The sequence below is a fragment of the Mesorhizobium sp. genome, assembly GCF_017306585.1.
In the GTDB taxonomy this organism is placed as follows: Bacteria; Pseudomonadota; Alphaproteobacteria; order Rhizobiales; family Rhizobiaceae; genus Mesorhizobium.
The window spans coordinates 1-25,757 of sequence record NZ_JAFKIC010000145.1 but is presented as its reverse complement, the minus strand read 5'-3'; the positions used below and the strand labels follow the sequence as shown (position 1 = coordinate 25,757).

The 25,757-nt window shown below is 60.7% G+C and carries 25 protein-coding genes and 3 pseudogenes; 8 read left to right on the top strand and 20 right to left on the bottom strand.

Going from position 1 to position 25,757, the window contains the following annotated elements:
- Nucleotides 1–103: 103 nt before the first annotated feature.
- The 3 genes from J0I79_RS15750 to J0I79_RS15740 all read right to left on the bottom strand — a co-directional run bounded on the left by J0I79_RS15750 (nt 104) and on the right by J0I79_RS15740 (nt 4,299).
- A complete protein-coding gene (locus J0I79_RS15750) occupies nt 104–1,183 on the bottom strand; it encodes an acetate kinase (RefSeq protein WP_292860250.1) in 1,080 nt (359 codons plus the stop codon).
- A 50-nt stretch (nt 1,184–1,233) separates the two neighbouring features.
- Nucleotides 1,234–3,657: a phosphoketolase family protein gene (locus J0I79_RS15745; protein WP_292860247.1), complete on the bottom strand. Its 2,424-nt coding sequence runs from the start codon at nt 3,655–3,657 to the stop codon at nt 1,234–1,236.
- A gap of 105 nt (nt 3,658–3,762) precedes the next feature.
- Nucleotides 3,763–4,299 carry an SRPBCC family protein gene (locus tag J0I79_RS15740; RefSeq protein ID WP_292860286.1) on the bottom strand — a complete coding sequence of 179 codons (537 nt, stop codon included), beginning with the start codon at nt 4,297–4,299 and terminating at the stop codon, nt 3,763–3,765.
- 745 nt (nt 4,300–5,044) lie between these two features.
- On the opposite strand from J0I79_RS15740, the gene J0I79_RS15735 reads away from it, so the two are divergent.
- Together J0I79_RS15735 and J0I79_RS15730 are read left to right on the top strand one after the other, a co-directional pair.
- Nucleotides 5,045–5,494, top strand: a complete 450-nt coding sequence (locus J0I79_RS15735) for a hypothetical protein (protein WP_127385757.1) — start codon at nt 5,045–5,047, stop codon at nt 5,492–5,494.
- A 19-nt stretch (nt 5,495–5,513) separates the two neighbouring features.
- Nucleotides 5,514–5,846, top strand: a complete 333-nt coding sequence (locus tag J0I79_RS15730) for a DUF2933 domain-containing protein (protein ID WP_127385758.1) — start codon at nt 5,514–5,516, stop codon at nt 5,844–5,846.
- A gap of 68 nt (nt 5,847–5,914) precedes the next feature.
- Here J0I79_RS15730 and J0I79_RS15725 read toward each other — a convergent pair whose 3' ends face one another.
- Genes J0I79_RS15725 through blh form a run of 5 tightly spaced genes read right to left on the bottom strand, consistent with a single transcriptional unit; the run spans nt 5,915 to nt 9,162 of the window.
- Nucleotides 5,915–6,697 carry a sulfite exporter TauE/SafE family protein gene (locus tag J0I79_RS15725; RefSeq protein WP_136618609.1) on the bottom strand — a complete coding sequence of 261 codons (783 nt, stop codon included), beginning with the start codon at nt 6,695–6,697 and terminating at the stop codon, nt 5,915–5,917.
- A complete protein-coding gene (locus J0I79_RS15720) occupies nt 6,694–7,125 on the bottom strand; it encodes a YeeE/YedE family protein (protein ID WP_127388914.1) in 432 nt (143 codons plus the stop codon). Before J0I79_RS15720 ends, J0I79_RS15725 begins: the two co-directional genes overlap by 4 nt.
- A complete protein-coding gene (locus J0I79_RS15715) occupies nt 7,122–7,532 on the bottom strand; it encodes a YeeE/YedE family protein (protein WP_127385927.1) in 411 nt (136 codons plus the stop codon). Before J0I79_RS15715 ends, J0I79_RS15720 begins: the two co-directional genes overlap by 4 nt.
- Nucleotides 7,529–7,846 carry a sulfite-sensing transcriptional repressor BigR gene (gene bigR, locus J0I79_RS15710; RefSeq protein WP_127385929.1) on the bottom strand — a complete coding sequence of 106 codons (318 nt, stop codon included), beginning with the start codon at nt 7,844–7,846 and terminating at the stop codon, nt 7,529–7,531. Before bigR ends, J0I79_RS15715 begins: the two co-directional genes overlap by 4 nt.
- A gap of 20 nt (nt 7,847–7,866) precedes the next feature.
- Nucleotides 7,867–9,162: a bifunctional sulfur transferase/dioxygenase Blh gene (gene blh / locus J0I79_RS15705; RefSeq protein WP_292860239.1), complete on the bottom strand. Its 1,296-nt coding sequence runs from the start codon at nt 9,160–9,162 to the stop codon at nt 7,867–7,869.
- 294 nt (nt 9,163–9,456) lie between these two features.
- Between blh and J0I79_RS15700 the strand changes: the two genes are divergently transcribed.
- The 4 genes from J0I79_RS15700 to J0I79_RS15685 are packed head-to-tail and all read left to right on the top strand — an operon-like array spanning nt 9,457 to nt 11,605.
- Nucleotides 9,457–10,053 carry a class I SAM-dependent methyltransferase gene (locus tag J0I79_RS15700; RefSeq protein ID WP_127385652.1) on the top strand — a complete coding sequence of 199 codons (597 nt, stop codon included), beginning with the start codon at nt 9,457–9,459 and terminating at the stop codon, nt 10,051–10,053.
- Nucleotides 10,050–10,880 (top strand): nucleoside phosphorylase, encoded by an 831-nt coding sequence (locus J0I79_RS15695; protein ID WP_292860235.1) that lies wholly within the window; start codon nt 10,050–10,052, stop codon nt 10,878–10,880. The genes J0I79_RS15700 and J0I79_RS15695 overlap by 4 nt, the downstream gene beginning before the upstream one ends.
- A 33-nt stretch (nt 10,881–10,913) precedes the next feature.
- Nucleotides 10,914–11,183, top strand: coding sequence for a hypothetical protein (locus J0I79_RS15690; RefSeq protein WP_127385654.1), 270 nt, complete (start codon nt 10,914–10,916; stop codon nt 11,181–11,183).
- Between the two features lie 32 nt (nt 11,184–11,215).
- Nucleotides 11,216–11,605, top strand: a complete 390-nt coding sequence (locus tag J0I79_RS15685; RefSeq protein WP_127385655.1) for a DUF302 domain-containing protein — start codon at nt 11,216–11,218, stop codon at nt 11,603–11,605.
- Between the two features lie 163 nt (nt 11,606–11,768).
- Here J0I79_RS15685 and J0I79_RS15680 read toward each other — a convergent pair whose 3' ends face one another.
- The 4 genes from J0I79_RS15680 to J0I79_RS15665 all read right to left on the bottom strand — a co-directional run bounded on the left by J0I79_RS15680 (nt 11,769) and on the right by J0I79_RS15665 (nt 18,487).
- Nucleotides 11,769–13,031, bottom strand: coding sequence for a glucoamylase family protein (locus tag J0I79_RS15680; RefSeq protein WP_292860228.1), 1,263 nt, complete (start codon nt 13,029–13,031; stop codon nt 11,769–11,771).
- A gap of 29 nt (nt 13,032–13,060) precedes the next feature.
- Complete coding sequence (locus J0I79_RS15675; protein WP_245465188.1) at nt 13,061–14,368, bottom strand: MFS transporter; 1,308 nt, start codon at nt 14,366–14,368, stop codon at nt 13,061–13,063.
- Nucleotides 14,365–16,800, bottom strand: a complete 2,436-nt coding sequence (locus tag J0I79_RS15670; protein ID WP_206524324.1) for a heavy metal translocating P-type ATPase — start codon at nt 16,798–16,800, stop codon at nt 14,365–14,367. The genes J0I79_RS15675 and J0I79_RS15670 overlap by 4 nt, the downstream gene beginning before the upstream one ends.
- Before the next feature lie 781 nt (nt 16,801–17,581).
- Entirely contained in the window at nt 17,582–18,487 is a 906-nt protein-coding gene (locus J0I79_RS15665; RefSeq protein WP_127385875.1) for a transcriptional regulator GcvA, read from the bottom strand.
- Nucleotides 18,488–18,606: 119 nt separating this feature from the next.
- Between J0I79_RS15665 and J0I79_RS35130 the strand changes: the two genes are divergently transcribed.
- Complete coding sequence (locus J0I79_RS35130; protein ID WP_206524354.1) at nt 18,607–18,837, top strand: DUF1127 domain-containing protein; 231 nt, start codon at nt 18,607–18,609, stop codon at nt 18,835–18,837.
- Between the two features lie 29 nt (nt 18,838–18,866).
- Here the strand turns inward: J0I79_RS35130 and J0I79_RS15660 are convergent.
- The 4 genes and pseudogenes from J0I79_RS15660 to J0I79_RS15645 form a co-directional block, all read right to left on the bottom strand.
- Nucleotides 18,867–19,587, bottom strand: a pseudogene (locus J0I79_RS15660) (sulfite exporter TauE/SafE family protein).
- A gap of 9 nt (nt 19,588–19,596) precedes the next feature.
- Complete coding sequence (locus J0I79_RS15655) at nt 19,597–20,241, bottom strand: DUF1007 family protein (RefSeq protein WP_292860280.1); 645 nt, start codon at nt 20,239–20,241, stop codon at nt 19,597–19,599.
- An 87-nt stretch (nt 20,242–20,328) separates the two neighbouring features.
- A pseudogene (locus tag J0I79_RS15650) lies at nt 20,329–20,406 on the bottom strand (DedA family protein); the annotation flags it as partial.
- Nucleotides 20,407–20,542: 136 nt separating this feature from the next.
- Nucleotides 20,543–21,201 (bottom strand): annotated as a pseudogene (locus J0I79_RS15645) (methyltransferase domain-containing protein).
- Between the two features lie 369 nt (nt 21,202–21,570).
- On the opposite strand from J0I79_RS15645, the gene J0I79_RS15640 reads away from it, so the two are divergent.
- A complete protein-coding gene (locus tag J0I79_RS15640) occupies nt 21,571–22,188 on the top strand; it encodes a TetR/AcrR family transcriptional regulator (protein ID WP_292860222.1) in 618 nt (205 codons plus the stop codon).
- Nucleotides 22,189–22,201: 13 nt separating this feature from the next.
- Here J0I79_RS15640 and J0I79_RS15635 read toward each other — a convergent pair whose 3' ends face one another.
- From J0I79_RS15635 to J0I79_RS15620, 4 genes are all read right to left on the bottom strand, one after another.
- A complete protein-coding gene (locus J0I79_RS15635) occupies nt 22,202–23,185 on the bottom strand; it encodes an ABC transporter ATP-binding protein (RefSeq protein ID WP_127385731.1) in 984 nt (327 codons plus the stop codon).
- Complete coding sequence (locus tag J0I79_RS15630; RefSeq protein ID WP_127385732.1) at nt 23,178–24,188, bottom strand: ABC transporter ATP-binding protein; 1,011 nt, start codon at nt 24,186–24,188, stop codon at nt 23,178–23,180. The genes J0I79_RS15635 and J0I79_RS15630 overlap by 8 nt, the downstream gene beginning before the upstream one ends.
- Nucleotides 24,185–25,096 (bottom strand): ABC transporter permease subunit, encoded by a 912-nt coding sequence (locus J0I79_RS15625; protein WP_206533625.1) that lies wholly within the window; start codon nt 25,094–25,096, stop codon nt 24,185–24,187. The genes J0I79_RS15630 and J0I79_RS15625 overlap by 4 nt, the downstream gene beginning before the upstream one ends.
- A gap of 4 nt (nt 25,097–25,100) precedes the next feature.
- On the bottom strand, nt 25,101–25,757 hold a 657-nt coding region (locus tag J0I79_RS15620), incomplete at its 5' end, for an ABC transporter permease (protein ID WP_292860215.1).

The window sequence follows — 25,757 nt, the reverse complement described above, 5'->3', positions numbered from 1 at the left end:
CTTGCCCTTGTCGACGAGGACGCCGCGAGCAATTGGCTGCCGACGGCTCTCTCCTCATCCGTGCGAATGACAAGCACGTCGACGCCGGAACTGGCGAGGCTGATCATTTCCTCGCCTTTAGGTTCCGGTCATGGTCGATGCTGACGGCGAGCCAGCGGGCCGCGGCACCGATCCTCTCCCGGATCGACGGAGCGTTTTCGCCGATACCGGCAGTGAACACCAGTGTATCCAGCCCTCCCAGAGCAGCAGCCAGAGACCCGATCTCGCGCCCAACGCGATAGATGAAAAGATCGACGGCTTGGGCGGCAGCAGGATCGCCAGAGCCGATCAGCGTCTGCATGTCCCCGGATATTCCCGACACCCCTAGCAGGCCTGATTGCTCGTAGAGAAGGACGCCCAATTCGTCGGTCGAAAGCTTCTTGTCCTGTAGAAGGTGGAGGACGATCCCCGGATCGAGCGCACCGCAACGCGTGCTCATTACAAGGCCGTCGAGCGTTGAAAACCCCATCGTCGTGGCGACGCTTATTCCAGCGTTCATGGCACACAGGCTCGCACCGCTGCCGAGATGGGCGACGATCGCCCGGCCGCCGGCGCCGGCGCCGTAGCGGTCACGCAGCTTCGAAACAATGTGGCTATAGGACAGTCCGTGAAAGCCATAGGAGACGAGGCCCGCCTCGGTCATCGCGCGCGGAAGGCCATAGATCTTGGCGAGTTCCGGCCGGGCAGAATGAAACGCGGTGTCGAAGCATCCAACCTGAATCGCCTGTGGCAGGAGGTCGGCTGCCAGTGCGACAATCTCGAGATTGATCCGCTGATGGATCGGAGCCAGCGGTTCGAGCAGGCGCAGCGCCTCGATCGCGCGCGCGTCAAGCCGCGTGGCTTCCGTAAAATCACGACCGCCATGAACGATCCTGTGCCCTACCCTGCCGATGCGGTTCAGAAGATCGCGATCGGCGAGCACAGAGGCAACCGCCGCAAATGCCTCCCCGATATCGATTGGTCCGCCGCCCAGGCTCCTGTCTATTTCAAGCCATCCCGCCGCGGCCTCCACACGCAGCCGCGGATGCTGCCCGAGGGAGGCGACATTGCCGCGCAGCAGCGGGGGAAGTTCGTCGCATCCCTCAAAGACGGCGAACTTCAGGCTCGAGGAACCGCCGTTCAGAACGAGGATGGCGTCAGTCATAGGGGCGTCCGATATGCTGTCGCGGCGATTTCCGGAATAAGGGCATCGGCTCAACCTGAACGAGTCGTCGCCGCATCTGGATCCTGCCCCCACTTCCAGTCGAGTATTTCCGGCATGTCCTGGCCATGGGCGCGTATATAGGCTCGATGGTCAAGCAGCTTGCTGTCCATCGCCTGCTTCAACCCGACCCGTACGCTCTTGAGCTCCGGAACCCGATCAAGCACGCTTTGGACGAGGTGGAACCGGTCGAGGCCGTTCAAAACCGTCATGTCGAAGGGCGTGGTGGTCGTGCCTTCCTCGTTAAAGCCTCGCACATGGATGTTGTAGTGGTTGGTCCGCCGATAGGTGAGGCGATGGACGGTCCAGGGATAGCCATGATAGGCGAAAATGACGGGTTTGCCGGTGGTGAACAGCGCGTCGAAATCTCGATCCGACAGGCCGTGCGGGTGATGCTCCTTCGGCTGAAGCGTCATCAGGTCCACGATGTTGACCACCCTGATCCTGAGCTCTGGAACATGGTGCCTGAGGATCTGGACAGCCGCCAGTGTTTCGAGCGTCGGAACATCGCCGGCGCATGCCATGACGACGTCCGGCTCGGCACCAGCATCCGTCGAGGCCCAGTCCCAGATGCCGACGCCCGCCCTGCAGTGAACGATCGCCTTGTCCATCGACAGCCACTGCCATGATGGCGGTTTGCCGGCGACGATGACGTTGATGCGGTTCCAGGTCTGCAACACATGGTCGGCCACGCAGAGCAAGGTGTTGGCATCCGGCGGCAGATAGACGCGCACGATGTCGGCCTTCTTGTTGAGGGCGACGTCGATAAAGCCGGGATCCTGATGGCTGAAGCCATTGTGTTCCTGATGCCAAACATGGCTCGACAACAGGTAGTTCAGCGAAGCAATGGGCCGACGCCATGGAATGTCGCGGCAGGCATCCAACCATTTCGCATGCTGGTTGAACATGGAATCGACGATGTGGATGAATGCCTCGTAGCAAGAGAACAGACCGTGCCGTCCCGTCAGCAGGTAGCCTTCGAGCCAGCCCTGGCAGGTATGCTCGGAAAGGATTTCCATGACCCGGCCGTCACGCCCGAGATGAACGTCCTCGGGCAGGATCTTCTCCATCCAGGCACGCTCGGTGACTTCGAACACGTCTTGAAGCCGGTTCGAGGCGGTCTCGTCCGGGCCAACGATGCGGAAATTCTTCGCGGCCCGGTTCAACTCCATTACGTCACGCAGGAAGGTGCCCATTACTCGCGTTGCCTCGGCCTTGACAGCGCCGGGTTGAGGGACGGCCACGGCATGGTCATTCAATCCGGGCATGTTGAGCGATTTGCGCAGCAGCCCGCCATTGGCATGCGGGTTGGCGCCCATGCGCCGCATGGTCTGGGGTGCAGTAGCGCGGATCGAGACCACCGGAGCACCCACGGCGTCGAACAGTTCCTCGGGTCGGTAGCTTTTCAACCACTCCTCGAGCAGCTTGAGATGTTCGGGATTTTCCGCAAGTCCCGACAACGGGACCTGATGAGAGCGCCAGAAGCCCTCGGTCTTCAGCCCGTCGACCTCCTTCGGACCAGTCCAGCCCTTGGGGCTACGCAGCACGATCATCGGCCATTTTGGTCGCGACGTCGTCGGCGCCGAACCAGCGCGCGCGGCGTGCTGGATGTCCCGGATGCGGTCGAGCGCATCGTCCAGAACGGCCGCCATTCGTTGATGCATCAGTGCCGGCTCGTGCCCCTCGACGAACAGCGGTTCATACCCGTAGCCGATAAACAGCGCCCGCAATTCATCTTCGGGAATGCGGCCCAGAATCGTCGGATTGGCGATCTTGTAGCCGTTCAAATGCAGGATCGGTAGAACCGCGCCGTCGCGCGCCGGATTGAGGAATTTGTTGGAGTGCCACGCCGCAGCCAGTGGTCCGGTTTCGGCCTCGCCATCGCCGACAACGCAAGCGACGACAAGGTCTGGGTTGTCGAAGGCCGCGCCGTAGGCATGAGAAAGCGCGTAGCCCAGTTCGCCGCCCTCATTGATCGAACCCGGCACGTCGGGCGCGGCATGGCTCGGGATTCCGCCTGGAAACGAGAACTGCCGGAACAGCTTTCGCATTCCCTGCTCATCCATTGTTATATCCGGATTGATCTCGGTGTAGGTGCCCTCCAGGTAGGTGTTCGCCACCATTGCCGGGCCGCCGTGGCCGGGGCCGCAGACATAGATCACATCGGCATCCCGAAGCCGGATCGCGCGATTGAGATGGGCGTAGATAAAGCTCAGGCCCGGCGAAGTTCCCCAGTGGCCGAGCAAGCGCGGCTTGACGTGCTCCAGCCGCAAGGGCTCGCGCAGCAGCGGATTGTCGAGCAGGTAGATCTGGCCGATCGTCAGATAGTTGGCGGCGCGCCAATAGGCATCAATATCGCGCAACTGGCTTTCGGACAGCCGCCCACCGGGGACTGCTACTCTCGCGTGCTCGGTCATGTCAGCTCCGTTGCGTTGTTTGCAAATGCCGCCGGATGGCGACGCGCCTCTGCTTGTCGAGTCGTAGTGAATGGACACCAACGCATTCGCGCGCCATTCGGTCCGTCATTGTTCGGCTGACTTTCTAGATGCTTGAATGCTCGGGACTGCCCGCGCCCCGAGCTTCTCGAAATAACGGGCTGCGCCTTTCGCCATCTGACCCGTGCACCAACGTGCATAGGCGTTCGCAAAGATCATGCCGAGCAATCGGGCTGGCGCCGTTTCCGGCAGGTCATAGTCGATGAAGACCCGAAGCCGGCAGGCTCCCGCCTCTGGGACGATCTTGAAGCCCATGCGATAACGGCCGATCACCCAGAGATTTGGGACCCCGATGGTTTCCCAGACCTTCAATCTGGGCGCCATCCGGATCGCAACCACTTGTTCCGCCGACAGCGCAACTCCGAGTATTTTTCCACGGAATCCGAACTTGGAGCCGACCGAACGGGCTTCATGTGTATCGAACTCGTAATCCATCTTCGAACCGAGCATCATCCATGATGAGGCGCTCATGTGAACCCCGAGATGTCTGTGGTCGTCGAGATAGGCAAACACGGTCTCGGCTGCGGATTCTATCCTGACGGTGGTCTCGGTGGAACGCGACATTGCCAGCAATGATCTCACCTCAGGGTTTCATCCCCGTGTCTCCAGGGAGAATTGGGTAAACATCCGATCAGTGTCGGATGAGAACCGCTGAACTGAGCGCTCTCTTGGGCGTGCCGGCATTGATTTGCGTCAAAGGGGCGCTATGCAATTGGGCTATACTAAACACATGAAAAGCGCGTTGGCTCAGCTTCGATTACTGCTGTCCGTGATCTTCCTGATCGCGGGCGGTGCCATTGCTGGTCTTGCCGGGCAGGCTTTCGGAGCCGGCGTCTCTGCCGACGTTGCGACAATCGACGAGCACGTCGGACAACGCGATAGGTAATATCGCGTTCACAGACCAAGACGACCATCGCGCGCCATGTGACAACTGCCTGGATTGCGTGCACTCGACCGGCTCCGGCTGTTGTGCTGGAGGCATTTTCGCCGGCGAATGCGACGTTCTTCATGATGCGCCGGTTGCCGCCCGGTTCATGGCGGGCAAGGCATTCCTGCCAACGGGCGTCGACCCCGAGGCACTCCTGCAACCTCCCCAGACCTTGGCCTGATATCGCGCCGTCGCAGCCCAAGGGACTGTTGAATCCAACAGTGCCCGTTAAGGCCCCAAATCGCGCGACCGATTCCCGAAGTCATAACCAGCAGCGGCGATCTGGCCTGGCCTTGGGCACCGTCCAGAGTCGACCGCAATTCACACCAACGACGAGGAACCAATCATGAAAACCCAGCTTCGATTGGCGAGGTTCCACTCATGAAACCTGCAGTCAATCCATGGACGACGTCGTCCGCAACTCTTGCTCTGGCCGGAACCATCATCGCCGGGATCGGACTGTATTTCATCGCACTCAGGCCACCACTGCTGCCCGAGGATGTCCGCTATATGAATCTCTCGGCCGCCGAGCTCGAAGCGATCGGTCCACGTCTCGCGGTGTGGCTGACGCAGGTTTTTAGGGTGCTCGGCGGCTACGCACTCGCCACCGGCGTTCTCCTGATTGCGCTGGCAGTCACCGCGTTTCGCGCGCGCCATGCGGTCGCGGTGGCCGGGGCCCTGGTCGGAGGAGCGTCGTCCATCGGCTTGATGTCGGTGGTCAACTTCACGATTGGCTCCGACTTCAGGTGGCCACTGTTCGCCTGCGCGCTGGTCTGGGCCGTGAGCCTCATCGCGTATGGGCTCGAAAGCTCCGGCAATGACAAACGCTGACAAACAAGGAACCCATCCCATGAATACCAACAACGTGCACCGCATGTCCGCTCCCCCGACCGTGTCCGAACCAGAACCGGAGGCCGAGGCAGGCGGATTTTGGACTTCCAAGACCGGCCTGGTCACGATCGCTTTCCTGCTGATCGCTGCGTTTTTCCTTCTCACTGAGCACCGAGCTCATACCTTCGGTGTCCTTCCCTTTCTGCTGCTGCTCACCTGCCCTCTGCTTCACATGTTTCACCGCAAGCATGGCGGCCACCGCGGGCATGGCGGTCACGGCGGCCATGCCAGCAGGCATAAGGAACCCGTGCCGGGCGCGCGAGATGGCACCACTCACCACAAAGGAGCATGACAATGGTCGAGCAATCTTCCGCCTACGGCCTCTGGGCCTGGAAACCGCCTACCAACTGGCATGGCAGCCTATGACCGAGCGAGTTCGCCGATACTCCGGTAGAGAACGTAGCTCGCGACGACAAAGATGAGTGCGGCGAAGATCCTATTGAGCACGTTCTTGTAGGACGCCAGGCGTGTCGCCGCCAACATGCCGATCAAGCCGCCGCCAAAGCCGCCACCGATAAATTCAGCTGCCAGCTGCCAGTCAACCATTCCCGACAAGGCGTAGTTGAAGGCGGTCGCGAGGCCGAAGGCTGCGACAGCAAGCAAGGATGTACCAATCGCATTGATCGTTGGCATTCCGGTGGCCAGGATCAATCCGGGGACAATGAGGAAGCCGCCGCCAATGCCAAAGAAGCCAGAGGCCGCGCCGGCGGCAACGGCGACTGCCGCTGTCATCGCGCACATTTTGGCATCGACAGGCCGGGCTGCCGTCGAAGTGCTACGGCGTGGTCGAACCATCAGTCCGCCGACCACCAGCATAAGCAGCCCAAAGAAGAAGAGCAGACGCGTCCCGTCGATCGACTTTCCGAGGCTCGAACCCGCCAGGGCACCCACGGAGCCCAGCGCCGCGAAGACAAGCGCACAACGCCACCAGACGTGACCCTTCAAGGCGTGGCCTGCGAAGTTCGCAAATGCGTTGGCGGCCACTGCAAGCGCGCCTGTGCCGATGGCGAGGTGCGGTTGGGCGACGCCGACAACATAGAGCAAGAGCGGCGTGGCAAGGATCGATCCACCGCCGCCGACCAGACCAAGAGTGAAACCGACCAGACCGCCGGAGCCGACGGCGGCAAACAAGGCATTGGTCATGATGTTCTCCCGAAGAAGCGATCATGGGCAATCATCCCCGCCAGCATAAAGGCTACGAAGACCAGCGTCGGCGTTAGCCCAAGCGACAGAGAAGCCATCGCCGGGCCAGGGCAAAACCCGCCCAGACCCCATCCAAGGCCGAAGATCGCCGAGCCGATGACCAGAGGGGCGTCAATCCGCGAGTCCATGGGCCAATGGAAGCTATCCGCCAGCAGCGGTCGCGACATCCGCCGGATAAAGGCCATGCCTCCCATTGCAACTGCAACGGCACCGCCCAGCACGAATGCCAGGCTCGGATCCCATGCGCCAAAAACGTCGAGAAAGCCCTGAACCCGGACAGGGTCGAGCATGCCCGACAACGCCAAACCAAACCCGAAAATGGTGCCCGCGGCCAAAGCGGCCAAAACCTGTAATTGGGTGTGTTTCACGAGAGAGCTCCGTGAAGAAGGGCGACAGCCAGGATGCCGCTCGCAAGGAATGTCAAAACCGCGACGATTGAACGTGGCGATGACCGCGCCAAGCCGATGACGCCATGACCGCTGGTGCAACCCGAGCCCATCCGGGATCCGAAGCCGACCAGCAATCCTGCAAGCATAATCAACGGCAGCGACGCCGTTATCGTCACGGCCGGCCAATGATGAAAAGCTGCGAAGTACACGACCGGGCCAAGCAGCAATCCGACGACGAACGCTGCGTTCGTCCCGGTATTGATGCCTTGGGCCAGCCTGCCAACGACACCGCTTATGCCGGCGATTCTGCCGTTCAGGATCAGGAGCATCGTCGATGAAAGGCCGATCAGAGCCCCGCCCAGAAGGGAAACGAGGTAAGAGGTCATGACCGACCTTCCGAACAGAAGATCGTGTAAAGCGCTGAAACCAATTGAGCAGCCTTCTCGGCGGTCAACCGATAGAAGATCTGTTTCCCGTCACGCCGCGTTTCCACAATCTTGGCATCGCGCAACACTGTCAGTTGCTGGGAAAGGTTCGGTTGGTGGATGTCGAGCACTTCTTCCAGTTGGCTAACCGAAAGCTCCCCTTCCACAAGGGTGCAGACGAGCATGAGCCGCATTGGATGTGCCAGAGTCTTCAATAGAGCCGCAACTTCGCCGGCGCGGGCCTCCATGGCGGCAGGCGACATCCTCATCGTCATTGCATCAAGCTGGATCTCGCTCACCACGCTGCTCCTTCCAGTGCATCCAGGGGGAATTTCAGATAGCGCTTACCGTTTGCTTCCGGCTCTGGAAGACGCCCCGCCTGAATGTTGACCTGCAAGGCATGCAAAATCAGTTTCGGCATCGGCAGCGTACGGTCACGCGCTACACGCAGTTTGGCAAAAGCCTCTTCGGTCATGCCGGCCAGATGCTCATTGGTGCGCTTCTGCTCGCCGACCGTGCTTTCCCACTTCGGTTCGCGTCCGCCCGGCTGGTAGTCGTGGCCAGTAAACAGCCGGGTTTGGTCTGGAAGACCCAGAATGTTCTGGATCGATTTCCACAAGATGCGAGCGTCACCACCAGGAAAATCAGCACGAGCCGTGCCGCTGTCGGGCATGAAGATGGTATCATGAACAAAAGCCGCATCGCCGATCAGGTAGGTAATCGACGCCAGGGTGTGACCAGGCGAAAACATCACGCGGGCTTCGATGGAACCGACCTTGAAAGTGTCGCCATCCGAGAACAGCCTGTCCCACTGCGAACCGTCCACGCGAAGTTCAGGCCAGTTATAGATGCCTTGCCACAAGTGCTGGACATCGACCACCCGCGCTCCAATCGCGGTCGGGGCACCTGTCTTCTCCTTGAGGTACTGCGCGGCCGAAAAGTGGTCGGCATGAGGATGGGTGTCGAGAATCCATTCAACGGTCAGCCCCTTCTCGGCAACATAGGAAAGCAGCGTGTCGGCATTGAGCGTTGCAGTCGCTCCGGACCTCTCATCGAAATCGAGAACTGGATCGATAATCGCGCACTTGCCACTCTGGGGATCCGAAACGACGTACTGCACGCTCCATGTCCGGGGGTCGAAGAAGCCCTTCACTTCCGGTCGGAGTTGCCTGTGCGCTTCGAGCCACCGGGACGCTGCCGACAGGTCGATTCCCAGCTTTTGGCCGAGATCTGCGATTTCCAGTGACGACATACGGCCATCGAGTGCCTCACCCAGCACATACAGGATCAGGGCGCGCGTGCCGGTCTTGCAATGAGCAAAAACCGCGCCGTCGGCATCGGCCATAGCCGCCTGGAAGGCCCGAACGTCCGCCTCGGTGATGGTCGGCATCGTGACGGGTATAAAGCCGTAGGAAATACCCGCACGATCGGCAGCATCTCGCTCCGCTTCGTTTCCAGGCTGGATGGGTTCTTCCCTATCAGGACGTGCGTTGATCAGGACTGCGAACCCCTGGTCGGGCAGCGATAGGATTTCGGATGTCGAGGGCTGAGGCCCCACAGACAGCCTGTCGTTCACACGGATCATTCTCATATCGGTCACCTGCGTTATCAATATACAATTGCATATAATGTATAATGATAGCGACGCAATAGCCCTCGTCGCGAAACTGCGAGCGGGCACTCTATTTGCGCGCCAAGCTCGTCTGGTGGATGCGGCGAGCCAATCAGCGGCCTGTCGAAGCTCAGGACCGAGTTGGAATGCGAGGTGACCGAAGGGTTGGCCGACCTGACGACCGCAGCCACGACCACGGAGGTAACGATAAAGATTACTTGATGGGTGACCGCTGGCGTGGCCTTCTGTGTGCCGGCGTTTTAGTCTGCTTTCATGAGCGCAATTTTTCCCGCGACATCGATGCCGGACCGCGACTGGTGGGCGGCTTTATGGCCCGACCCCGCAAGCCTTTTGCTGTCCTTGGGTGTTAGTCCGGGTATGACGGTGCTCGATCTTTGCTGCGGGGACGGCTATTTCACCGCGCCACTTGCAAAAATCGTCGACGGGCGTGTTTACGCGCTGGATCTCGACCCGGAGATGATTGAACTGGCCCGGTTAGAAGCGTCGCGCCAAGGCGTGTCGGTGCTGAAGTGGATCACCGCAGATGCCCGCGACATTGAGCAGCTGATTCCCGAGCAGGTCGATTTTGTGTTGATTGCCAATACCTTTCATGGAGTGCCTGACCAGGCTGGCCTTGTCCGGGCGGTTGCCAAGACACTCAAGCCGCTCGGGCTGTTTGCTGTCGTCAACTGGCACCAGCTGCCGCGAGAACAGACGACCGTGCTCGGTCGGCCGCGAGGGCCTAAAACAGATATGCGCATGCCACCCGAAGCCGTAGAAGTCGTCGTCGAGCCCGTAGGATTTGGTTTCAGTCGCTTGGTCGACCTTCCGCCTTATCACTACGGCGTTGTGTTCGAGCGCAGCACATGACGGTGCCAATCCCGCTGTCCCCGCTGTTTGAGCTGAAGGACTATTCAGCCGAATCTGTGTTTCAGGTTGAAAACATGCTGCGCGAGGCGCGGCGGCAGAAAGGGCTCTCATTAGAACCGGTGCCATCCGTGTGCGTGCTTGACCCCGACGGCGACATTGTGCGCCGTCTACGGAAAGAAGGCCGCGCGCGCCCATCGAGGGGTTGGGCCTGCTATCACACCGCTCTTGACGAGTTTGAGCTCGACGGCCAGCGGCTCGGCATAGTCGGCTGTGCGGTCGGCTCCTCATTCGCCGTATTGGTCGCCGAACAGCTTTTTGCCTCGGGTTGCCGCTTGCTTATCAGCATTACCTCTGCCGGACAGATTACGTCCCTCGGGCCGCCACCCTACTTTGTGCTGATCGACCGTGCCCTTCGCGATGAAGGAACCAGCCACCACTATATGCCACCCGCTGAATTTGCCGAGGGCAACGCGGACCTGATTGAATTGGTTCGCCCTAATCTGTCGAATCTGCCGGAACCGATTCACGTGGGGGCGACGTGGACAACCGACGCCCCGTTTCGTGAGACGGAACGCGCGATTAAAGCGCGCCGGGCACAAGGAATTGCGGCCGTTGAGATGGAAGCGGCCGCGCTCTACGCCTTTGCGGAGGCGCGTCACAAGCATGTTATCTGCTTCGCCCACGTAACAAACCAGATGGGTCAGACCGAAGGTGATTTTGAGAAGGGCGAAGCGGACGGCACCGCCGACGCTTTGGCTGTGATCGCGGCCGTAGCCCGCAGCGTCCTGACACATGTCAGCGAAACACAGGTGGAAAACGGACTATAGCTACTCCGCATCCGCACCAAGAAGCTTGGCGAGATGTCTATTCCAAAATGCTTCAATTGTTTTCCCTTGATCAAGATCAAAGCAGTCCTAGGTCAGAATAGTAATATCACGATCGAGGTGAAGCGAAGGCCGCCGTTTGCACGCCCGGGCGGAAACCCTGAGCCAGCCATGCAAAATCAAACCTCAAGGGGAAATGCAATGATGGACGGAAGCGGGATGTGGTTTGGCGGCACATGGATGCTGCTGATTGGCTTGTTGGCAGTCCTCGCCGTCGCCGCGCTTGCCAAATATCTTATGAAATAGCGGGATGCCTACTTTAAGCCGGAGTATTTGAGATGAGCTATACGATCGACCGGACATTTACCGACAAGGAATTCAGCAAGGTTGTCGAAAGGACCCGTGCCGCGCTGGCCGCCCAAGGTTTTGGCGTTCTGACGGAGATTGATGTCAAAGCGACACTCAAAAAGAAGATCGACGCGGTGGTCGCGGACTACCTCATCCTTGGCGCTTGCAATCCCAAAATGGCCTACGAAGCCATCAAGATCGAACCGCAAGTAGGCGCCATGCTCCCCTGCAATGTGATTGTTCGATCCACTGGTGCGGGCTTGGTGATGGTCAGTGCCATTAATCCGGTGGCCTCAATGCAGGCGATTCCGAACGACCAACTGAAGGCGTTGGCTGGCCAGGTTCGTGGCATGCTGGAAAAGATGATCGCGGCCATTTGAGCTCGAAAGATAGTGGCCTGATCCATTGTGACGGAAGGAGAGGTCCGCGCGCCTGAAGGCAAAACGGAGGCCACTTCTGCAAATGCTTGATTGCCGGTTCCCACGTCGGAGCATGCGACCTGGAGCAGGCCCGGGCGCTCGGTTTGCGGGCATCCCAGGAGAACTATCCGAGCCAGCCCCCTTCGAACCCTGCCCGTTGTAAGCCACTGCGGATGGGTGGAGATGAGCGCATCAATTGCCACAACAAGCCGCTGCGATGGTTCTCGATCATCAACACGATGGGTCCCTGGTTTAGTCCAAAGTGAAATGGCGACACCCACCAGCCGTAGGGATTGCCAGGCTCGCCCGGATGGGTTGGATTGAAGGCCGCGTTGAAGCCGTATTTGCCGACCTTCAACTTGGCTTGGTGGATGCAGAAGTCGATCGCAGGAAGGACGATTTCGGGAGCGAACGGCAAGGAGGCGACGACTGCCCAAGGCGCGAGGGTGCCGTCATCAGGCCCGTAGGGCACGCCGCGTCCCACATAGTCTTCGAACTCTCGCTGAATGCCGTTGAGCTTGAGAGAAGCGGGGCCAGGCCCCTCACTTGCGGTAATCCCCCAGCAGTGTTCGCCATAGCCGTCGAACCCACGCGGATTTTCAATGGCGTATCGCCGCTGAACATGGGTGGCGCGCCGACTGTTCTCGAAGTAGTCGCTTGCCTTGTTGCGCATGAACTGGTCCTGAAGGCTGCGGAAGTCGATCCAGACATGGGACAGCTGGTGCGTAAACAACGGGCCGGCGTAGAGGAACTCATAGCCGTAACAGCTCTCCCAGCGATAGCTGGACGTCCAGGCGGTGTAGCTACTTTCCGGAAGCGGGTAAGTGGGAGAGCCAAGACCCAGGATATAGAGGAGCAGAGCCTCATCGTAGCCCTCCCACCGGTACTCGAGAAACCCGCTCTCCGGTTTCCAGCCGTGCGTCACCGTCTCTCCCTGGTTCTGCGCCCACTGCCAGTCCGCGCTGCGATAGAGTGCGTCGGCAAGCACGCGGATTTCCCGCTCGTCGGCTACGTCCGCAACGAAATAGGCCGCTGCCGCCAAGGCGCCCGCAAATAGGAAGGCGCTATCAACAGTCGATAGCTCGCAAAGCCAGGCGCGCCGGCCGGTTTGCATATCCAGGAAGTGATAGTAGAAGCCGCGATACCCTGTTGCGTCCGGCTCCGGCCCCTGAGGGCTATTCCAGAAGAAGCGCAGCGTGGCCAAGGTGCGTTCCACAGCCGCGCTCCGGCTCATGAACCCACTCTCGACGCCAACTGGATAGCAGGCCAGCGCAAGGCCGGTGGCGGCAATGCTTGCGGGCCAGTTTTCTTCTGTCTTATCAAGAACGAGGCCGTTGGCGTGGTTCGCTTCATGAACGAAATAATCGAACGTCTCTCGCTGCAACATCGCTAAATCTTCATGACTAGCGAGAGGATTCACGGTGTTGCCTTCGGCTGGCTGCCGGCGGATGACGCGAGAGTTGCGACAGGTACGGGTCGATCAGGTTTGCCGCGTGCAAGCAGGTTCGGCAGGCCGAGGCTCAGGAGAAACCCAAGCGCGATCAATACGGCCGTGAGAATGAACGATGCGTTCGGCAGAAAGGCAACGTCGAACAGGAGCCCACCGGCCGCCGCCCCGACGGCACCGCCGAGGCTTGCCGCCGCCGTCTGCGTGCCGAACGCCGCTCCCTGTGCCGTACCGGCCTTGCTGGAAATCCAGAATGTCAGGATCGGCGAAAGAATGCCGGCGCTGGCCGCAACCGTACCTACGCCCGCCAGCATCAACGGGAAATCATAGGCAAAGGGCATGAGGAACAGCGCGGCCGAAAGAACCGCCAGGGCAGGTGCGATGAGCCAGCGCGTGGTCTCGGGTTTAATCCAGGGCGAGAAAACGATGGCCTGGACGATGATCATGACCAGACTGCATTCCGTAAACATCATGGCAATCTGGGTTCGAGTGAGCCCGAGTTCCTGCTTGCCGCGCAGCGCAAGTCCCACTTCGAACACCCCGACACCAGCAGAAACCACAAACGCCAAAGCAAGCAGCCTCACCACGAGCCACTGGTGTTTGTGTCCAAGGTGATGCTCGTGCTGTTGAATGGCTGCTCCAGCCTTCGGACCCGGAACTATGAGCGCCGCGGCTGCGGCGGCTAGAAGAGCCAGAACCGCTGTCGCCGAGAGCGGAATCGCAAGCGATCCGTCGCTGCTGGAATTTATCGGAGAACTGATCGTTTCCCCGGCCATGAACACCCCAATCATGGGGCCTGAAAGGAAACCGCTGATCCCCGCCAGGCTGACAAAGGTAAGGCGTCGCGCCCGGGCTTCCTTATCCACCGCCAGGTCGGCAATCACCGCAAGAGCAACTGGTGTCACCGCAGCGGCAAACAGACCGCTGAAAAACCGCTCGGCATAGAGACCGAGGAGGTTCTCTATGCCTGAAAACACCAACATGGTGGCGCCGAACCCGACAAGACCCGCCAACATAATGACGCGGCGGCCGAACAGATCGGACATCCGCCCCCAAACGGGCGCAAACAGAAACAGGGCCAACGTGTAAATTGCGGTCAAAAGCCCGGTAGCTCGCGATACCTGCGCCGCGTCGCCCCCTGCCCCGAGCAGGCGTTCGATCAAGAACGGCAAAAGCGGCAGCACGATCCCGAATCCCATGGAGACGGTAAAGACTGCCAACATCAGTACCGCCATCGTGGCGAGCGGAACTCCGGAAGGATTCGCCGCCTTGCTCATACGGCAGGAACCGGAAGGATCGGGAGCGCAGTGGGAACCAGCGCAGCTGTAGCGCTTTGGCGGCGAATGCCGGTCACCTTAGTGCGCTTCAACATGAGCGCGTTGATTGCGACAAGAGCCGAGCTGCCCGACATTGCAATTGCAGCTATGCTGGGGCCGAGCAGGAAAGGAAATAGGACACCGGCGGCCAGCGGGAAGGCAATCACATTATAGCCCACCGCCCACCAAAGGTTTTGGTGCATCTTGCGCAAGGTGGCGCGAGACAGTTCGATCGCACCCACCACATCGAATGGGTCGCTTTTCATGAGGACAATGTCAGCACTTTCCATTGCGACATCGGTACCAGCTCCGATCGCAAAACCGACGTCGGCCTGGACGAGTGCCGGCGCGTCATTCACGCCATCGCCGACCATACCGACCTTTTTGCCCTGAGCCTGAAGCTCCTTGACCTTGCTCGCCTTGTCGCCCGGCAGCACGTCGGCAAGCACAACGCCAATTCCCAACCCCTTGGCGATGCGTTCGGCCGTGCCCTTATTGTCTCCAGTGAGCATGGCCACTTCGACGCCGCGAGCGCGAATTGCCCTTATCGCGTCGATTGCCGTCGGCCGCACCGCATCGGCTATGGCGATCAGACCCGCAAGCTTACCGTCCAAAGCGAGATGAACAACCGTGCGTCCGGCACCCTGAAGTTCTTCGGACTTCGCGGCCAGCACACCAAGATCGATCTTGTTGTCACTCATAAGCAGCTTGTTGCCGAGCAGCGCGAGCTTGCCATCGACCTTCGCCTGCGCGCCTTTGCCCTCGATGCTTTTGAAGTCGGTTGCTTTGGGTGTCGTGATTTTCTCGGCACGGTGCAGGATAGCCTGCGCCAAGGGATGTTCGGATCCTGCCTCCACGGCGGCGGCAGCCGACAGCAATTGTTCCTCCGATGTGCCAGTGGCCATTACCAGATCCACAACCTCCGGCTTGCCCATGGTCAGTGTGCCGGTCTTGTCGAAAATGATGATGTCGAGCTTGGTTGCCTCCTCAAGTGCCGCCGCGTTCTTGAACAGGATGCCGTTCATCGCACCCAGTCCAGTGCCAACCATGATCGCCATTGGCGTAGCAAGGCCGAGTGCGTCCGGGCATGCGATGACAAAAACGGTGATTGTCAGCGTCAGAGCGAACAGCAAGGTTTGTCCGACCACCCAATACCAGACCGCAAATGTCAGCAGGCCGACGAAGACCGCGGCAAAAACCAGCCATTGTGCGGCGCGGTCCGCCAGTAGTTGCGACGGCGCCTTGGAATTCTGGGCTTCCTGAACCAGTTTGACGATCTGGGCCAGTGCCGTGTCCGCGCCAACCTTTGTTGCCGTATATTTGAACGTGCCACTCTTGTTAATCGTCGCGCCGATGACGCCGTCGCCGACTTTCTTGCCAACCGGCATGGATTCACCAGTGAGCATCGATTCGTCGACCTGCGATGAGCCCTCGAGGATACTGCCATCGACCGGAATCTTGTTGCCAGGCCTGATGATGACCGTATCGTTCACTGCAACCTCGGCGGTTGAGACCTCGATTTCCTTTCCGTCACGCAGCACATTGGCCTTTGGCGGCGCCAGATCCATCAGCGCGCGTATGGCTTCAGACGCACCTGCCCTGGCGCGCATTTCGAGCCAATGGCCAAGCAGGATGAAAACGAGGAGGATTGCCGACGCCTCGTAAAATTGTTCCCCGCCATAGAAAAACGTCGATCCAACGCTGAAGAGATATCCCGTGCCGACACTGAGGACGATGAGCACCGCCATATTGGCGACACCGCTCCTGATCGATCGATACGCGGCAACGACGAAGGGCCAGACCGGATAAAGGATCGCCAGGCTGGCGAAGACGAAAAGAACCAGGTCAAGGCGCAGGCCGAAGGGGGGCGGCAACTTGATGTAGTCGAGCCCCATTGGCGAAAACAGAAAGATAGGCAGACTGAAAACCAGGGCGATCCAGAACCGGTTGCGCATGTCGCGGACCATTGCCTGCATGTCCATACCAGAGCCGTGGCCCATTTCGTTTGCCATGACATCGGTCTGAGCGCCGCTATGATCCTTGTGTCCGGATTTTTCGTCCGCTTTGCTAACGGGCGTCGTAATTGGCATGTCCATTCCGGCGTGCGCACCGACGGGCTTTGCCTTGCCCTCGATAGCCTTTTCCGAGGCCGGACGATTCTCGCAAAGGTGATTAGGGACGGCTTGCCCGGCACAATGATAGCCGCAGTCGTTGATCACTGCCTGGATGGCCAGCAAATCAGTTTTCGCCGGATCGAAATCGACCGTCGTCGTCCCCGAAACAGGGTTGACCGACGCACCGTGAACACCTGCGTTGCGCATCAATTGCTTCTCGATCCCTTTAGCGCCAAGGATCGAGAATAGATCGCCGACTTCGAGGTTGCTGGTTGTCATGATGTGGGTCTCCGATCTGTACCCAGCGAGGCCGACGGCTGCGCCTTGGGTTTTAATCTGGCGTCGATGCACACGTGCCCCAATATCTGAACGGAGGCCGATACGATCTGTTCCAGTGGCCTTGAACCTTCTTTCAACAACCAGACCTGTCGCAGTTAACCCCACCTCCTGCATTGATCTAAATCAGACAGCCTGCGTAGAAGCAGGAGCTCTATCTCACAGACGGTAGGCCGCTCGAGCGGCAGGCAAGAATCCATATCAGCGGATGGTGCACCGCCAATTGTACGGAAAACGACCGTTTCCTGGACATACGACCGAGGTGGCATCCAAACAGCAATTCAAAGGCCGATTCTTGTACGGAAACTGTGTGCGGATTTCGGTCGCAGAAAATTGGCGCGAGATAAACAACGTGTACCTTGGACAGACAGGAGCTGTTCAAATGACCCCTCATCCAAGACAACGGAGCAGGAACTGCCGATCTGATGAGTGGGGGGAAAGGCGGTAGCGCTCTCCCGCTACCACTTAAATACAATCAATTGGTTACGTGGACATCCGCTACCGTCAGCCACGCCTAGCACGCCAGCAAACGACGACAACGCAATCTATTAGGTCTTAGCTTACTCCGCTTCGAGCCGCCTAACCTTCCAGCAGCCTCTCGTAGAAGCCGCCAAACGCGCCGTCCGGCGAGCCGCCGCCTTGCTATCTAAGACAGTTGCAGGATCGCCCGTCCCGCCTTGGAAAAGTACCCCGTACGGGACATCGTGATCTGGAAGTACTAGGCCTATGGAGCGAGCGTCTTGAGCCTGCGCACATCATCGGCCGCCTCGGCCAACAGCCAGTCGCGAAACGTCGTGATTTTCGGGAGCATGAATGTAGCCTTCGGGCAGACGATCCAGTAGGTCTTGGACAATCGCAGAGCCGTGGCGAACGGTCTTACGAGGCGCCCGTTGATAAGATCCCAAGCCGCAAGCGTGGTGCGGGCGAGTGCAACGCCCTGGCCGTCGATGGCAGCGTCTATGACCATGCTGGCGCGGTTCAAGACCGGTCCGTGCGAGAGTTCGGCATCGACTACGCCAGCGGCTGCCAGCCATTCCGACCAGTCCTTTCGGTCATCAAGATGCAACAATGGAAATTTCAGCACATCGGACGGCTCGCGCATCCGCTGGTGAAGTTTGGGGCTGCAGACGGCGAACAGTTCCTCGGAGCACAGGCGGACAACATCATGGCCCGCCCAGTTGCCATCGCCATGCCGCACGGCGAGATCGACGTCCTCTCTGGCGAAGTCGACGTGATGCATGGTTGCAGAAATCCTCAGATCAATATCGGGGTGCATCTCGGCAAACCGGCCAAGGCGGTTGACCAACCACTTGGCGGCAAAGTCGGGCGAGGTGCTGACCGTCAGAGCCCCTGCCCGAGATAGATGCTGTAGACGTTCCGTGCCGAGAGCGATCCGGTCGAAGGCATCGCGCACCACCTCCAGATAGGAGAGGCCGGCCCGTGTGATGCTCAGCTTTTGCCATTCGCGATCGAACAGCCTGATGCCCAGTTCGCGTTCAAGAGCCTTCACCTGATGGCTCACCGCACCCTGCGTCACGGACAGCTCTTCCGCCGCCCTGGTGAAGCTCTCATGACGTGCCGCCGCCTCGAAGGCTTTGAGGGCGTTGAGTGATGGCAGTCGGCGGGCCAATCTCGCACCATATCATGAGAAAAATTTGGGCAAGCACGAGAAACCATGCTTTGCACCCGCCAGCAGATTGGAGCATTTCAAGGCCACACGTCAACACGGATGCCGCGAAAGGATGAGAAATGTTGAACTACCCGCTGACTGAAGGGCGGAGGCCTTCGTCGTCACTGCCGACACATGTCCGTCACATCATCAACAATGTGGCAGGACCGATTGTGATGGTATCGCGCTGGATACAACGCCACTGCCAACGCGAACAATTGGCCGAGCTCGAAGACCATCAGCTTGCAGACCTGGGGCTGAGCCGTACCCAGGTTCGGAACGAATGCGAAAAATGGCCTTGGCAGGCCTAATGCTCGACCGCCCCCGCGACGCGGTCGGATCAGCGAAGCAGGATTTCATGGACTGCCAGGGCGACCAGAGCGGCACCAGCCAACCCTTCAATGGTGCGCGTGATCGCATCGAACAGGCGCGGCCGGCTCTCAACGAAATGCATCAGGCTTTCGCGGAGCAGTATGGAGAGGACCGCCACACTGCAAAGAGTGATCGCCACCCCTATCATCATCGTGCCGGCAAACAACAGACCAGCCACCGGTACGCCGCGTACGATCGCGAACGTCATGACGAATAAGGTAAGCGGGCACGGAACCAGTCCCGCCATCACGCCGACCACCTCGCCCTCGTGTTTGTGGTGATGGCGGTGGCGCAGAGCGCGCCAAACCATCCAGGCGCCTATCAAGCCAAGGAGACCGCGGCTGATGTCCTCGAGCAATGGCGCCCGGCCAACGCTACCAAGCGCGATCGAAACCAACGGCAGCGAGAGAACCGCGATCAGCACGGCGATCGTCACATGGGTGAAAGAAAGCGTCAGCGACACCAATAGTCCGCGCGCAACCTTTGCCTCCGATCCAGCGAGATAGGTCGCCAGTACCGCTTTACTGTGACCCTGGCGTAAGGGCATGCGCCGCACCGGAGAGCACGCCCATCGGCAGAAAGGCCATGAAGGCCAGCCAGCCGCCGCCGGCCGAAAGCAGTTTGATCTGCTCGGCCAGCGCCAGGTAGATCGTGCGCTGGAATTCGACGAGGGTCTGGAAAAGGGCCATCGAACCGGCTCACCCGCAGGTCAGTTCGAGGCGTGTCGCGAAAATCTTGCCGAGATCGGTTCCCGTCGGATCACTGAAGAACGCGTCCGTCAGCTTTCCCTGGTTCTGTGCGATTGCGGTATCGGGGTCGGGCCGCACCACCGAGCGCGAACAGTCTTTAGGCAGGCCGGCCACCGCGATCTTGTCGTCGCTCGTGAAATCGATCGCCGTGTAGAAGGTGGGGTCGTAGACGCCGATGCTGACTTTGCCGGAAGGCGGCAACGTTCCCTTGGGCTTCGGGTCGAATTCGATGACGAGTTGGTTGTTCTCATAGCTGGTAACAAGCTTGGCCGGCGGCGACATCGCTACGTCTTTGCCATCCACCGTGACCATTTGAAAATAGTTGTACTCGGCAAGCGAGGCATGGATGGTGAGAGCGGCGGCGGCGAGTTCCTCCGCGTCGAGCACGAGATCGGAATTCTTGTCGAATTTCATCAGCACGGTGCTGGAAAAGAGGTCGTCGAAACGCCAGAGATGCCGAAGCGATTTGACGGTTTGGTCAGGACCGATGGTCAAATCCAGCTTCGCCTCGGCAAACAATTGGGGATGGGCGCCCGCCGACGCAATTGAGGCGAGCAACAATGCCGCGCTGGATACTATGCCTGACAGGCGCATCTTTGGCTCGCTCTTCGCTCGTTTTCGATCACGCAGGACACCTGCCATTGCAAGCAGGCCGAAATGGGAGCGGACATGATCGCAGGATCAAATCACCTTCAGGGTTACAGCCGCAAGAACAAGATAGCGACCGACCTTGGCGATTGTGACGAGCAGCAGGAACATGCGAAATGGTTACCGGCACCGATTCCGTCAGACAACACTTCGTCAAATTTTCAAAGAATATTCGCCGCCGTGCGCAATGTGTAACGGGCGTGTCTCGCGGCGGCGCGCCCGGTCTGGCCGCCGCCGCAGGCCGCGATCAGCCAGGCAGAGCTTCGTCAGTCGTGGCACGAACGTAGTCCAGGTTCATGGTCCCGACGGCGCCAATGTCGTCGATCTTGAAACCTGTCTCGGCCAACAGCGTTGCGACAGCATTCATGTCGATATGCCCATGCCGGTGGAGCCTCGGCATTCTGGATCCGCGTAGCGGCCTGCCGAAGTCGATCAGCAGCAGTCGGCCGCCGGGCTTCAGCACGCGCTTCGCTTCGCGGAAGAAGACCGATCGAACGGGTTGCGACAGATGATGCAGCATGAGCGTGCCGATCACGATGTCGAAGTGTCCGTCCGGGAACGGGATTTCCTGAGCGGTCGCGTTGACGAAGTCCAGGCCGAGGCCGGCGCGGATGGCCTTGTCGCGCGCCCTCTCGATCATCTCGGCTGACGCATCGACGCGGCGACGCTGCCGCTGGAACCGACCAGCCGTCTCGCGGCAATGGCCAGCGTGCCCGTCCCGCACGCGACATCGAGCATCGCCTCGCTTGGCTCGAGCCTAGCAAGGCGCAGCATGAATTCACGGAGCCGGTCCTCGCGGCCCCAAGTCAGGACGCGCGCAAGCAGGTCGTAGCCTGCCGCCCTGTGCAGGACGATGCCGATGCCCTTGTCGCTGGCGCCATGCGCGCCATTCCCTGCAGGCCGCATGTGACGAAAGCCGCCCCAGAGCGCGAAGGCCACAACCGCGGCAAGGATGAGGCCGTGGAGCGCCCCCGTCCATGCGCCGGCACTGAGGTAGCCGGCCCCGAATTTCAGCATGAGCAGGAAACCGGCGACCAGCGACAGTTTGACAAGCACGGCAAGCACAATGACGCCCTTTCGCGAATGCTGTCCGTTGCCGGCCTGATGACCAAATTGGTGCATGTCTTTTTGCCTCCTCGTCGGTTTGCGGTGTGCTCAAAGCATCCTTGAGCTTCTGGACTTGGCGTATCATATTGGACACCGTGTCCGGGACTGCTGTTGCCAGACACCGGACCGCTGAATGTCCGAAACCGCACGCGGCAAGGGGCAGTGACCATGAAAATCGAGCGGACCGACGACAGGGGCACCATCGACAGGCGCGTCGCGCGCACACGTGCCCTGCTGCAGGACGCGCTGATTGCGCTCATCCCCGAGCGCGGCTATGCGTCCATAACCGTGGAAGATATCTGCCAGAAGGCAAATATCGGCAGGTCGACCTTCTACACCCACTACACCGGCAAGGACGAACTGCGCAGCGCGACCCTGGAAGCGCATCTGCACTCGCTGAGCAGGCGCGTGTCGGCAGACGAAAAGACGGGCAACCGCCTGTTCGAATTCAGCCTGCCGATGTTCGAGCACGCGCGGGCGTTCCGGTCGCTTCACCACGCGCTGCTTTCGAGCAGCGGCGATACGATCCACGACCAATTGCGTGAACGGATACGCCGCGCCGTGCGGACGGAACTTACCCCTAAGCGGATCGGCGACACAGGCGTGCCGATCGAATTCGCCGTCCAGTTCATATCAGGAGCATTTCTGGCCGTGCTTGCCTGGTGGATCGCCGAGCAGAGCAGGCTGTCGCCGACGCAGATCGATGACTTCTTTCAGAAGATGGCGGCTCAGGGCGTGGGCCTATTGGGCATCAGTAGCTCGGACATCAAACCTGCCCGGCGATAATGCCGGGTCTCAGTCATATTATCGGTCGCCGCTCGCCGTCGGCCAAGTGGCAGGCCGCGACCCCGCCATGCGGCACAGTCCGCAACATCGGCTCCTTTATCCTGCAGACATCGATCGCCACGGGACAGCGCGTGTTGAATCGGCAGCCAGGCGGCGGCGCGCTGGGGCTCGGCGGGTCGCCGGCGAGAATGATACGGCGGCGGTCGGCCTCGATGCGCGGATCGGGAGAGGGTACCGCCGAAAGCAGCGCCTGGCTGTAGGGATGGGCCGGCTCGCGAAACAGCGGCCGCGTCACGCCGGCTTCAGCGATGCGGCCGAGATACATCACCGTCACGTTGGAGCAGACCTCACGCACGATCGCCAGGTCGTGCGCGACAATTACGAGGGTGAGGCCAAGTTGCTTCTGCAGCGATGTGAATAGATTGACGATCTGCGCCCGGATCGACACGTCGAGCGCGCTGAGCGGTTCATCACAGACCAGGATCGACGGTTTCAGGGCAAGCGCCCGGGCTATCGAAACGCGCTGGCGCTGGCCGCCGGAGAGCGAGCGCGGCAGACGGTCGAGCACGGTCTGCGGCAGCGCCACCAGATCCAGCAGCTCGCCGATACGGCGCCGGCGTTCGGCCGAAGAGCCGAGGCGATGGATTTGCAGCGGCTCCTCCAGCGTCTGGTAGATGGTCTGGCGACGGCTCATTGAGCCAAGCGGATCCTGAAACACGAACTGGACCTCTCGGCTGAATGACTTGCGTTCGGACTTCAGCCATTGGGCGCGATCCCGTCCTGAAATCAGCACCGTGCCCTCTGTCTCCTTCTGCAGGCCGACAATGGTGCGCGCGAGCGTGGTCTTGCCGCAGCCGGACTCCCCGACAATGCCGTGGAAGGCGCCGCGCGGGATGGTGAGATCGACGCCGTCGACGGCGCGCACGGCGCCCGTGCCGGAGCGGTTGGCGAAATGGACTTTCAGTCCCCTTACTTCAATTGCAGCAGCATCAGACATGGACCGCAATCCCTTCCCGCCTTAGCACCACCGGGCATGCCACCTTGTGCGGCGTCCCGGCCGTCGAGATCGTCTGCAACGGCGGCCGATGCACGCGGCATTCGGGCTCAACGAGTTCGCATCGGTCGGCGAAACGGCAGCCCGGCTCCAGCTTGATCTGGTTCGGCGGCAGGCCCGGTATCTCCTTTGTCGCGGCGCGTTCATCGGCGCGGAAATCCGGTACGGAGGCGAGCAGTCCACGCGTATAGGGATGCGTCGGCTGCGTCAGCACGTCCATCGCGGTCCCCTCCTCCGCCACCTGGCCGGCATAGAGCACCATGACCCGGTCCGCCACCGAGGCGACGACGCCAATGTCGTGAGTGATCAGCACGACCGCGATGCCGTCCTCGCGCTGGATCTGGCGGATGAGCTCCAGAATCTGCGCCTGCACCGTGGCGTCCAACGCTGTGGTCGGCTCGTCGGCAATCAGCACGCGCGGCCGGCTCGCCAGGGCCAGCGCGATCATGGCGCGTTGCAGCATGCCGCCCGACATTTCATGCGGATAGCGATCGTAGCGGTCTTCCGGGTCCGGGATGCCGGTGCGTGCGAGCAGTGAGACCGCTTCCTTGCGGGCATCCGCGTGCGAGAGTTTGGCAAAGCGGCGTGCTTGGCGCGCCAGTTGCGGTCCGATCTTCAGCATCGGGTTCAGCGCGCTCATCGGGTCCTGAAAGATGACGCCGAAATAGCGGCCGCGAAGGTCGGACAATCGCCGGGACTCCATTCCGACCAGTTCGCTCGCTTCCGCTCGCGCCGATCCCCTGATGTCGACGGTCACGCCTTCGGGCAGCAGGCCGAGCGGCCCGAGCGTCATGACGGTCTTGCCCGAACCGCTTTCACCGACGACGGCGACCGTCTCGCCGGGACGGACGTTGAACGAGACGCCGTCGACAGCGCGCACGGAAACGGTCGTGGCGTAGAGATCGATGACCATATTTTCGATTGAATAGATCGGCTCGTCGCTCATGACGCGGCTGTTCCCGTTTCAACGGCGTTTCGCTCTGCTTCCTCCACGGCGCGCGCCTTGCGACGCTTGCGCAGCAAGCCGCCGCGCACCGGCCTCGGCACTTTCTGCAACGCGAAGCTCTCGCCCAGCAGATTGAAGCTGACCACCGCCAAAGTGAGCGCCAGGCCGGGAAGGACGACCAGCCTGGGGTATTCCTCGATGTAGCTCATGCCGTCGACCAGCATCTGGCCCCATTCCGGCGCCGGCGGCGCAACGCCGAGGCCGAGAAAGCTCAGCGTCGCAATGGCCAGCACAAGGGCGCCGGCGTCGGCGCTGGCATAGACCACGACAAGGGCAAGAACATGCGGCAGGATATGGCGCACAAAGATCCAAAGATGGCTGGCGCCCATCACCCTTGCCGCCTCGATATAGGGCTGCTGCAATTCGGCGGTGACGACAGCGCGGCTCATGCGGGCATAGTTTGCCCACCACGCGAGCGTCAGCGCCGTGATCATCGACCAGTAGCCGGTGCCGAGAATGCCGATCAGCGCCAGCGCGATCACCAGGCTCGGCAATGCGAGCGCGATGTCGATGATGCTGATCAGCACCAGCTCGACGCGGCCGCCGACATAACCGGCGAACGAACCGATGCTGACGCCGATGGCGAGTGCGGCCACCAGCACGATCGCCATCGCAACCAGCGAGATGCGGGCGCCGCCGATGATGCGGCTCAGAATATCGCGGCCGAGATAGTCCGTGCCCAGCCAGTGAGCCCAGCTCGGCCCCGCAAGCGTGACGTCGTAGTCCTGCGCGCCGGGGTCGTAGGGCATGATTGACGGCCCGAGCACACCGACCGCGACAAAGAAGACGACCGGCAGCAGCACCAGCCAGGGCCAGTCCTTCATGTTCCTGAACAAGGATATGTTCATCGGATCAAGCTCCCCTCGCCCTACGCATGCGCGGGTCGACAACCATGCAGATCATGTCAACCACCAGGTTGACCACGACGAAGAACACTACGAACAGCAACAGCACCGACTGCATGCCGACGAAGTCGCGGAAGCGGATCGCATCGATGAAGAAGGCACCGACGCCGCGCAGCGCAAACACCGTTTCGACCACGATCGAGCCGATGATCATCAGCGTGAATTGGGCGCCGAACGTGGTCAGGAACGGGATGGCGATGTTGGGCAGCGCCTCGCGCAGCAGCACCTGTGTCCTCGTATAGCCCTTCGCGAAGCCGGTCGTGGCGAAGGGCCGCGACATGGCTTCCTGGAGGTTGACGCGGACGACGCGGCTCAGCACCGATGCCGGAAACAGCGCGATCGTCACCCATGGCAAAAACCACGAGGTAAAGCCGCTGACGCCGAAGGTCGGCAGCCAGCCCAGCATCACCGAAAAGACGATGACCAGCAGCGCCGCGACGAAGAAGTTCGGCGTCGAGGCGCCGACCAGCGAGAAGGCGTGAAGGAACCTGTCCATCGCGCCGCCATTGCTGACGGCGCCGGCAACGCCGAGCGCCAGCGACAGGAAAAAAGCGAGAATGCCCCCGCCCGCAAGGAGCGCCGCCGTCATCGGGATGCGGGCGGC

Excerpts from the sequence above, each read along its gene's own strand:
- J0I79_RS15750 (WP_292860250.1), bottom strand. The coding sequence starts at position 1,183 with ATGACTGACGCCATCCTCGTTCTGAACGGCGGTTCCTCGAGCCTGAAG.
- J0I79_RS15745 (WP_292860247.1), bottom strand. The coding sequence starts at position 3,657 with ATGACCGAGCACGCGAGAGTAGCAGTCCCCGGTGGGCGGCTGTCCGAA.
- J0I79_RS15740 (WP_292860286.1), bottom strand. The coding sequence starts at position 4,299 with ATGTCGCGTTCCACCGAGACCACCGTCAGGATAGAATCCGCAGCCGAG.
- J0I79_RS15735 (WP_127385757.1), top strand. The coding sequence starts at position 5,045 with ATGAAACCTGCAGTCAATCCATGGACGACGTCGTCCGCAACTCTTGCT.
- J0I79_RS15730 (WP_127385758.1), top strand. The coding sequence starts at position 5,514 with ATGAATACCAACAACGTGCACCGCATGTCCGCTCCCCCGACCGTGTCC.
- J0I79_RS15725 (WP_136618609.1), bottom strand. The coding sequence starts at position 6,697 with ATGACCAATGCCTTGTTTGCCGCCGTCGGCTCCGGCGGTCTGGTCGGT.
- J0I79_RS15715 (WP_127385927.1), bottom strand. The coding sequence starts at position 7,532 with ATGACCTCTTACCTCGTTTCCCTTCTGGGCGGGGCTCTGATCGGCCTT.
- bigR (WP_127385929.1), bottom strand. The coding sequence starts at position 7,846 with ATGACGATGAGGATGTCGCCTGCCGCCATGGAGGCCCGCGCCGGCGAA.
- blh (WP_292860239.1), bottom strand. The coding sequence starts at position 9,162 with ATGAGAATGATCCGTGTGAACGACAGGCTGTCTGTGGGGCCTCAGCCC.
- J0I79_RS15700 (WP_127385652.1), top strand. The coding sequence starts at position 9,457 with ATGAGCGCAATTTTTCCCGCGACATCGATGCCGGACCGCGACTGGTGG.
- J0I79_RS15695 (WP_292860235.1), top strand. The coding sequence starts at position 10,050 with ATGACGGTGCCAATCCCGCTGTCCCCGCTGTTTGAGCTGAAGGACTAT.
- J0I79_RS15690 (WP_127385654.1), top strand. The coding sequence starts at position 10,914 with ATGTCTATTCCAAAATGCTTCAATTGTTTTCCCTTGATCAAGATCAAA.
- J0I79_RS15685 (WP_127385655.1), top strand. The coding sequence starts at position 11,216 with ATGAGCTATACGATCGACCGGACATTTACCGACAAGGAATTCAGCAAG.
- J0I79_RS15680 (WP_292860228.1), bottom strand. The coding sequence starts at position 13,031 with ATGTTGCAGCGAGAGACGTTCGATTATTTCGTTCATGAAGCGAACCAC.
- J0I79_RS15675 (WP_245465188.1), bottom strand. The coding sequence starts at position 14,368 with ATGAGCAAGGCGGCGAATCCTTCCGGAGTTCCGCTCGCCACGATGGCG.
- J0I79_RS15670 (WP_206524324.1), bottom strand. The coding sequence starts at position 16,800 with ATGACAACCAGCAACCTCGAAGTCGGCGATCTATTCTCGATCCTTGGC.
- J0I79_RS35130 (WP_206524354.1), top strand. The coding sequence starts at position 18,607 with ATGTTGAACTACCCGCTGACTGAAGGGCGGAGGCCTTCGTCGTCACTG.
- J0I79_RS15655 (WP_292860280.1), bottom strand. The coding sequence starts at position 20,241 with ATGCGCCTGTCAGGCATAGTATCCAGCGCGGCATTGTTGCTCGCCTCA.
- J0I79_RS15640 (WP_292860222.1), top strand. The coding sequence starts at position 21,571 with ATGAAAATCGAGCGGACCGACGACAGGGGCACCATCGACAGGCGCGTC.
- J0I79_RS15635 (WP_127385731.1), bottom strand. The coding sequence starts at position 23,185 with ATGTCTGATGCTGCTGCAATTGAAGTAAGGGGACTGAAAGTCCATTTC.
- J0I79_RS15630 (WP_127385732.1), bottom strand. The coding sequence starts at position 24,188 with ATGAGCGACGAGCCGATCTATTCAATCGAAAATATGGTCATCGATCTC.
- J0I79_RS15625 (WP_206533625.1), bottom strand. The coding sequence starts at position 25,096 with ATGAACATATCCTTGTTCAGGAACATGAAGGACTGGCCCTGGCTGGTG.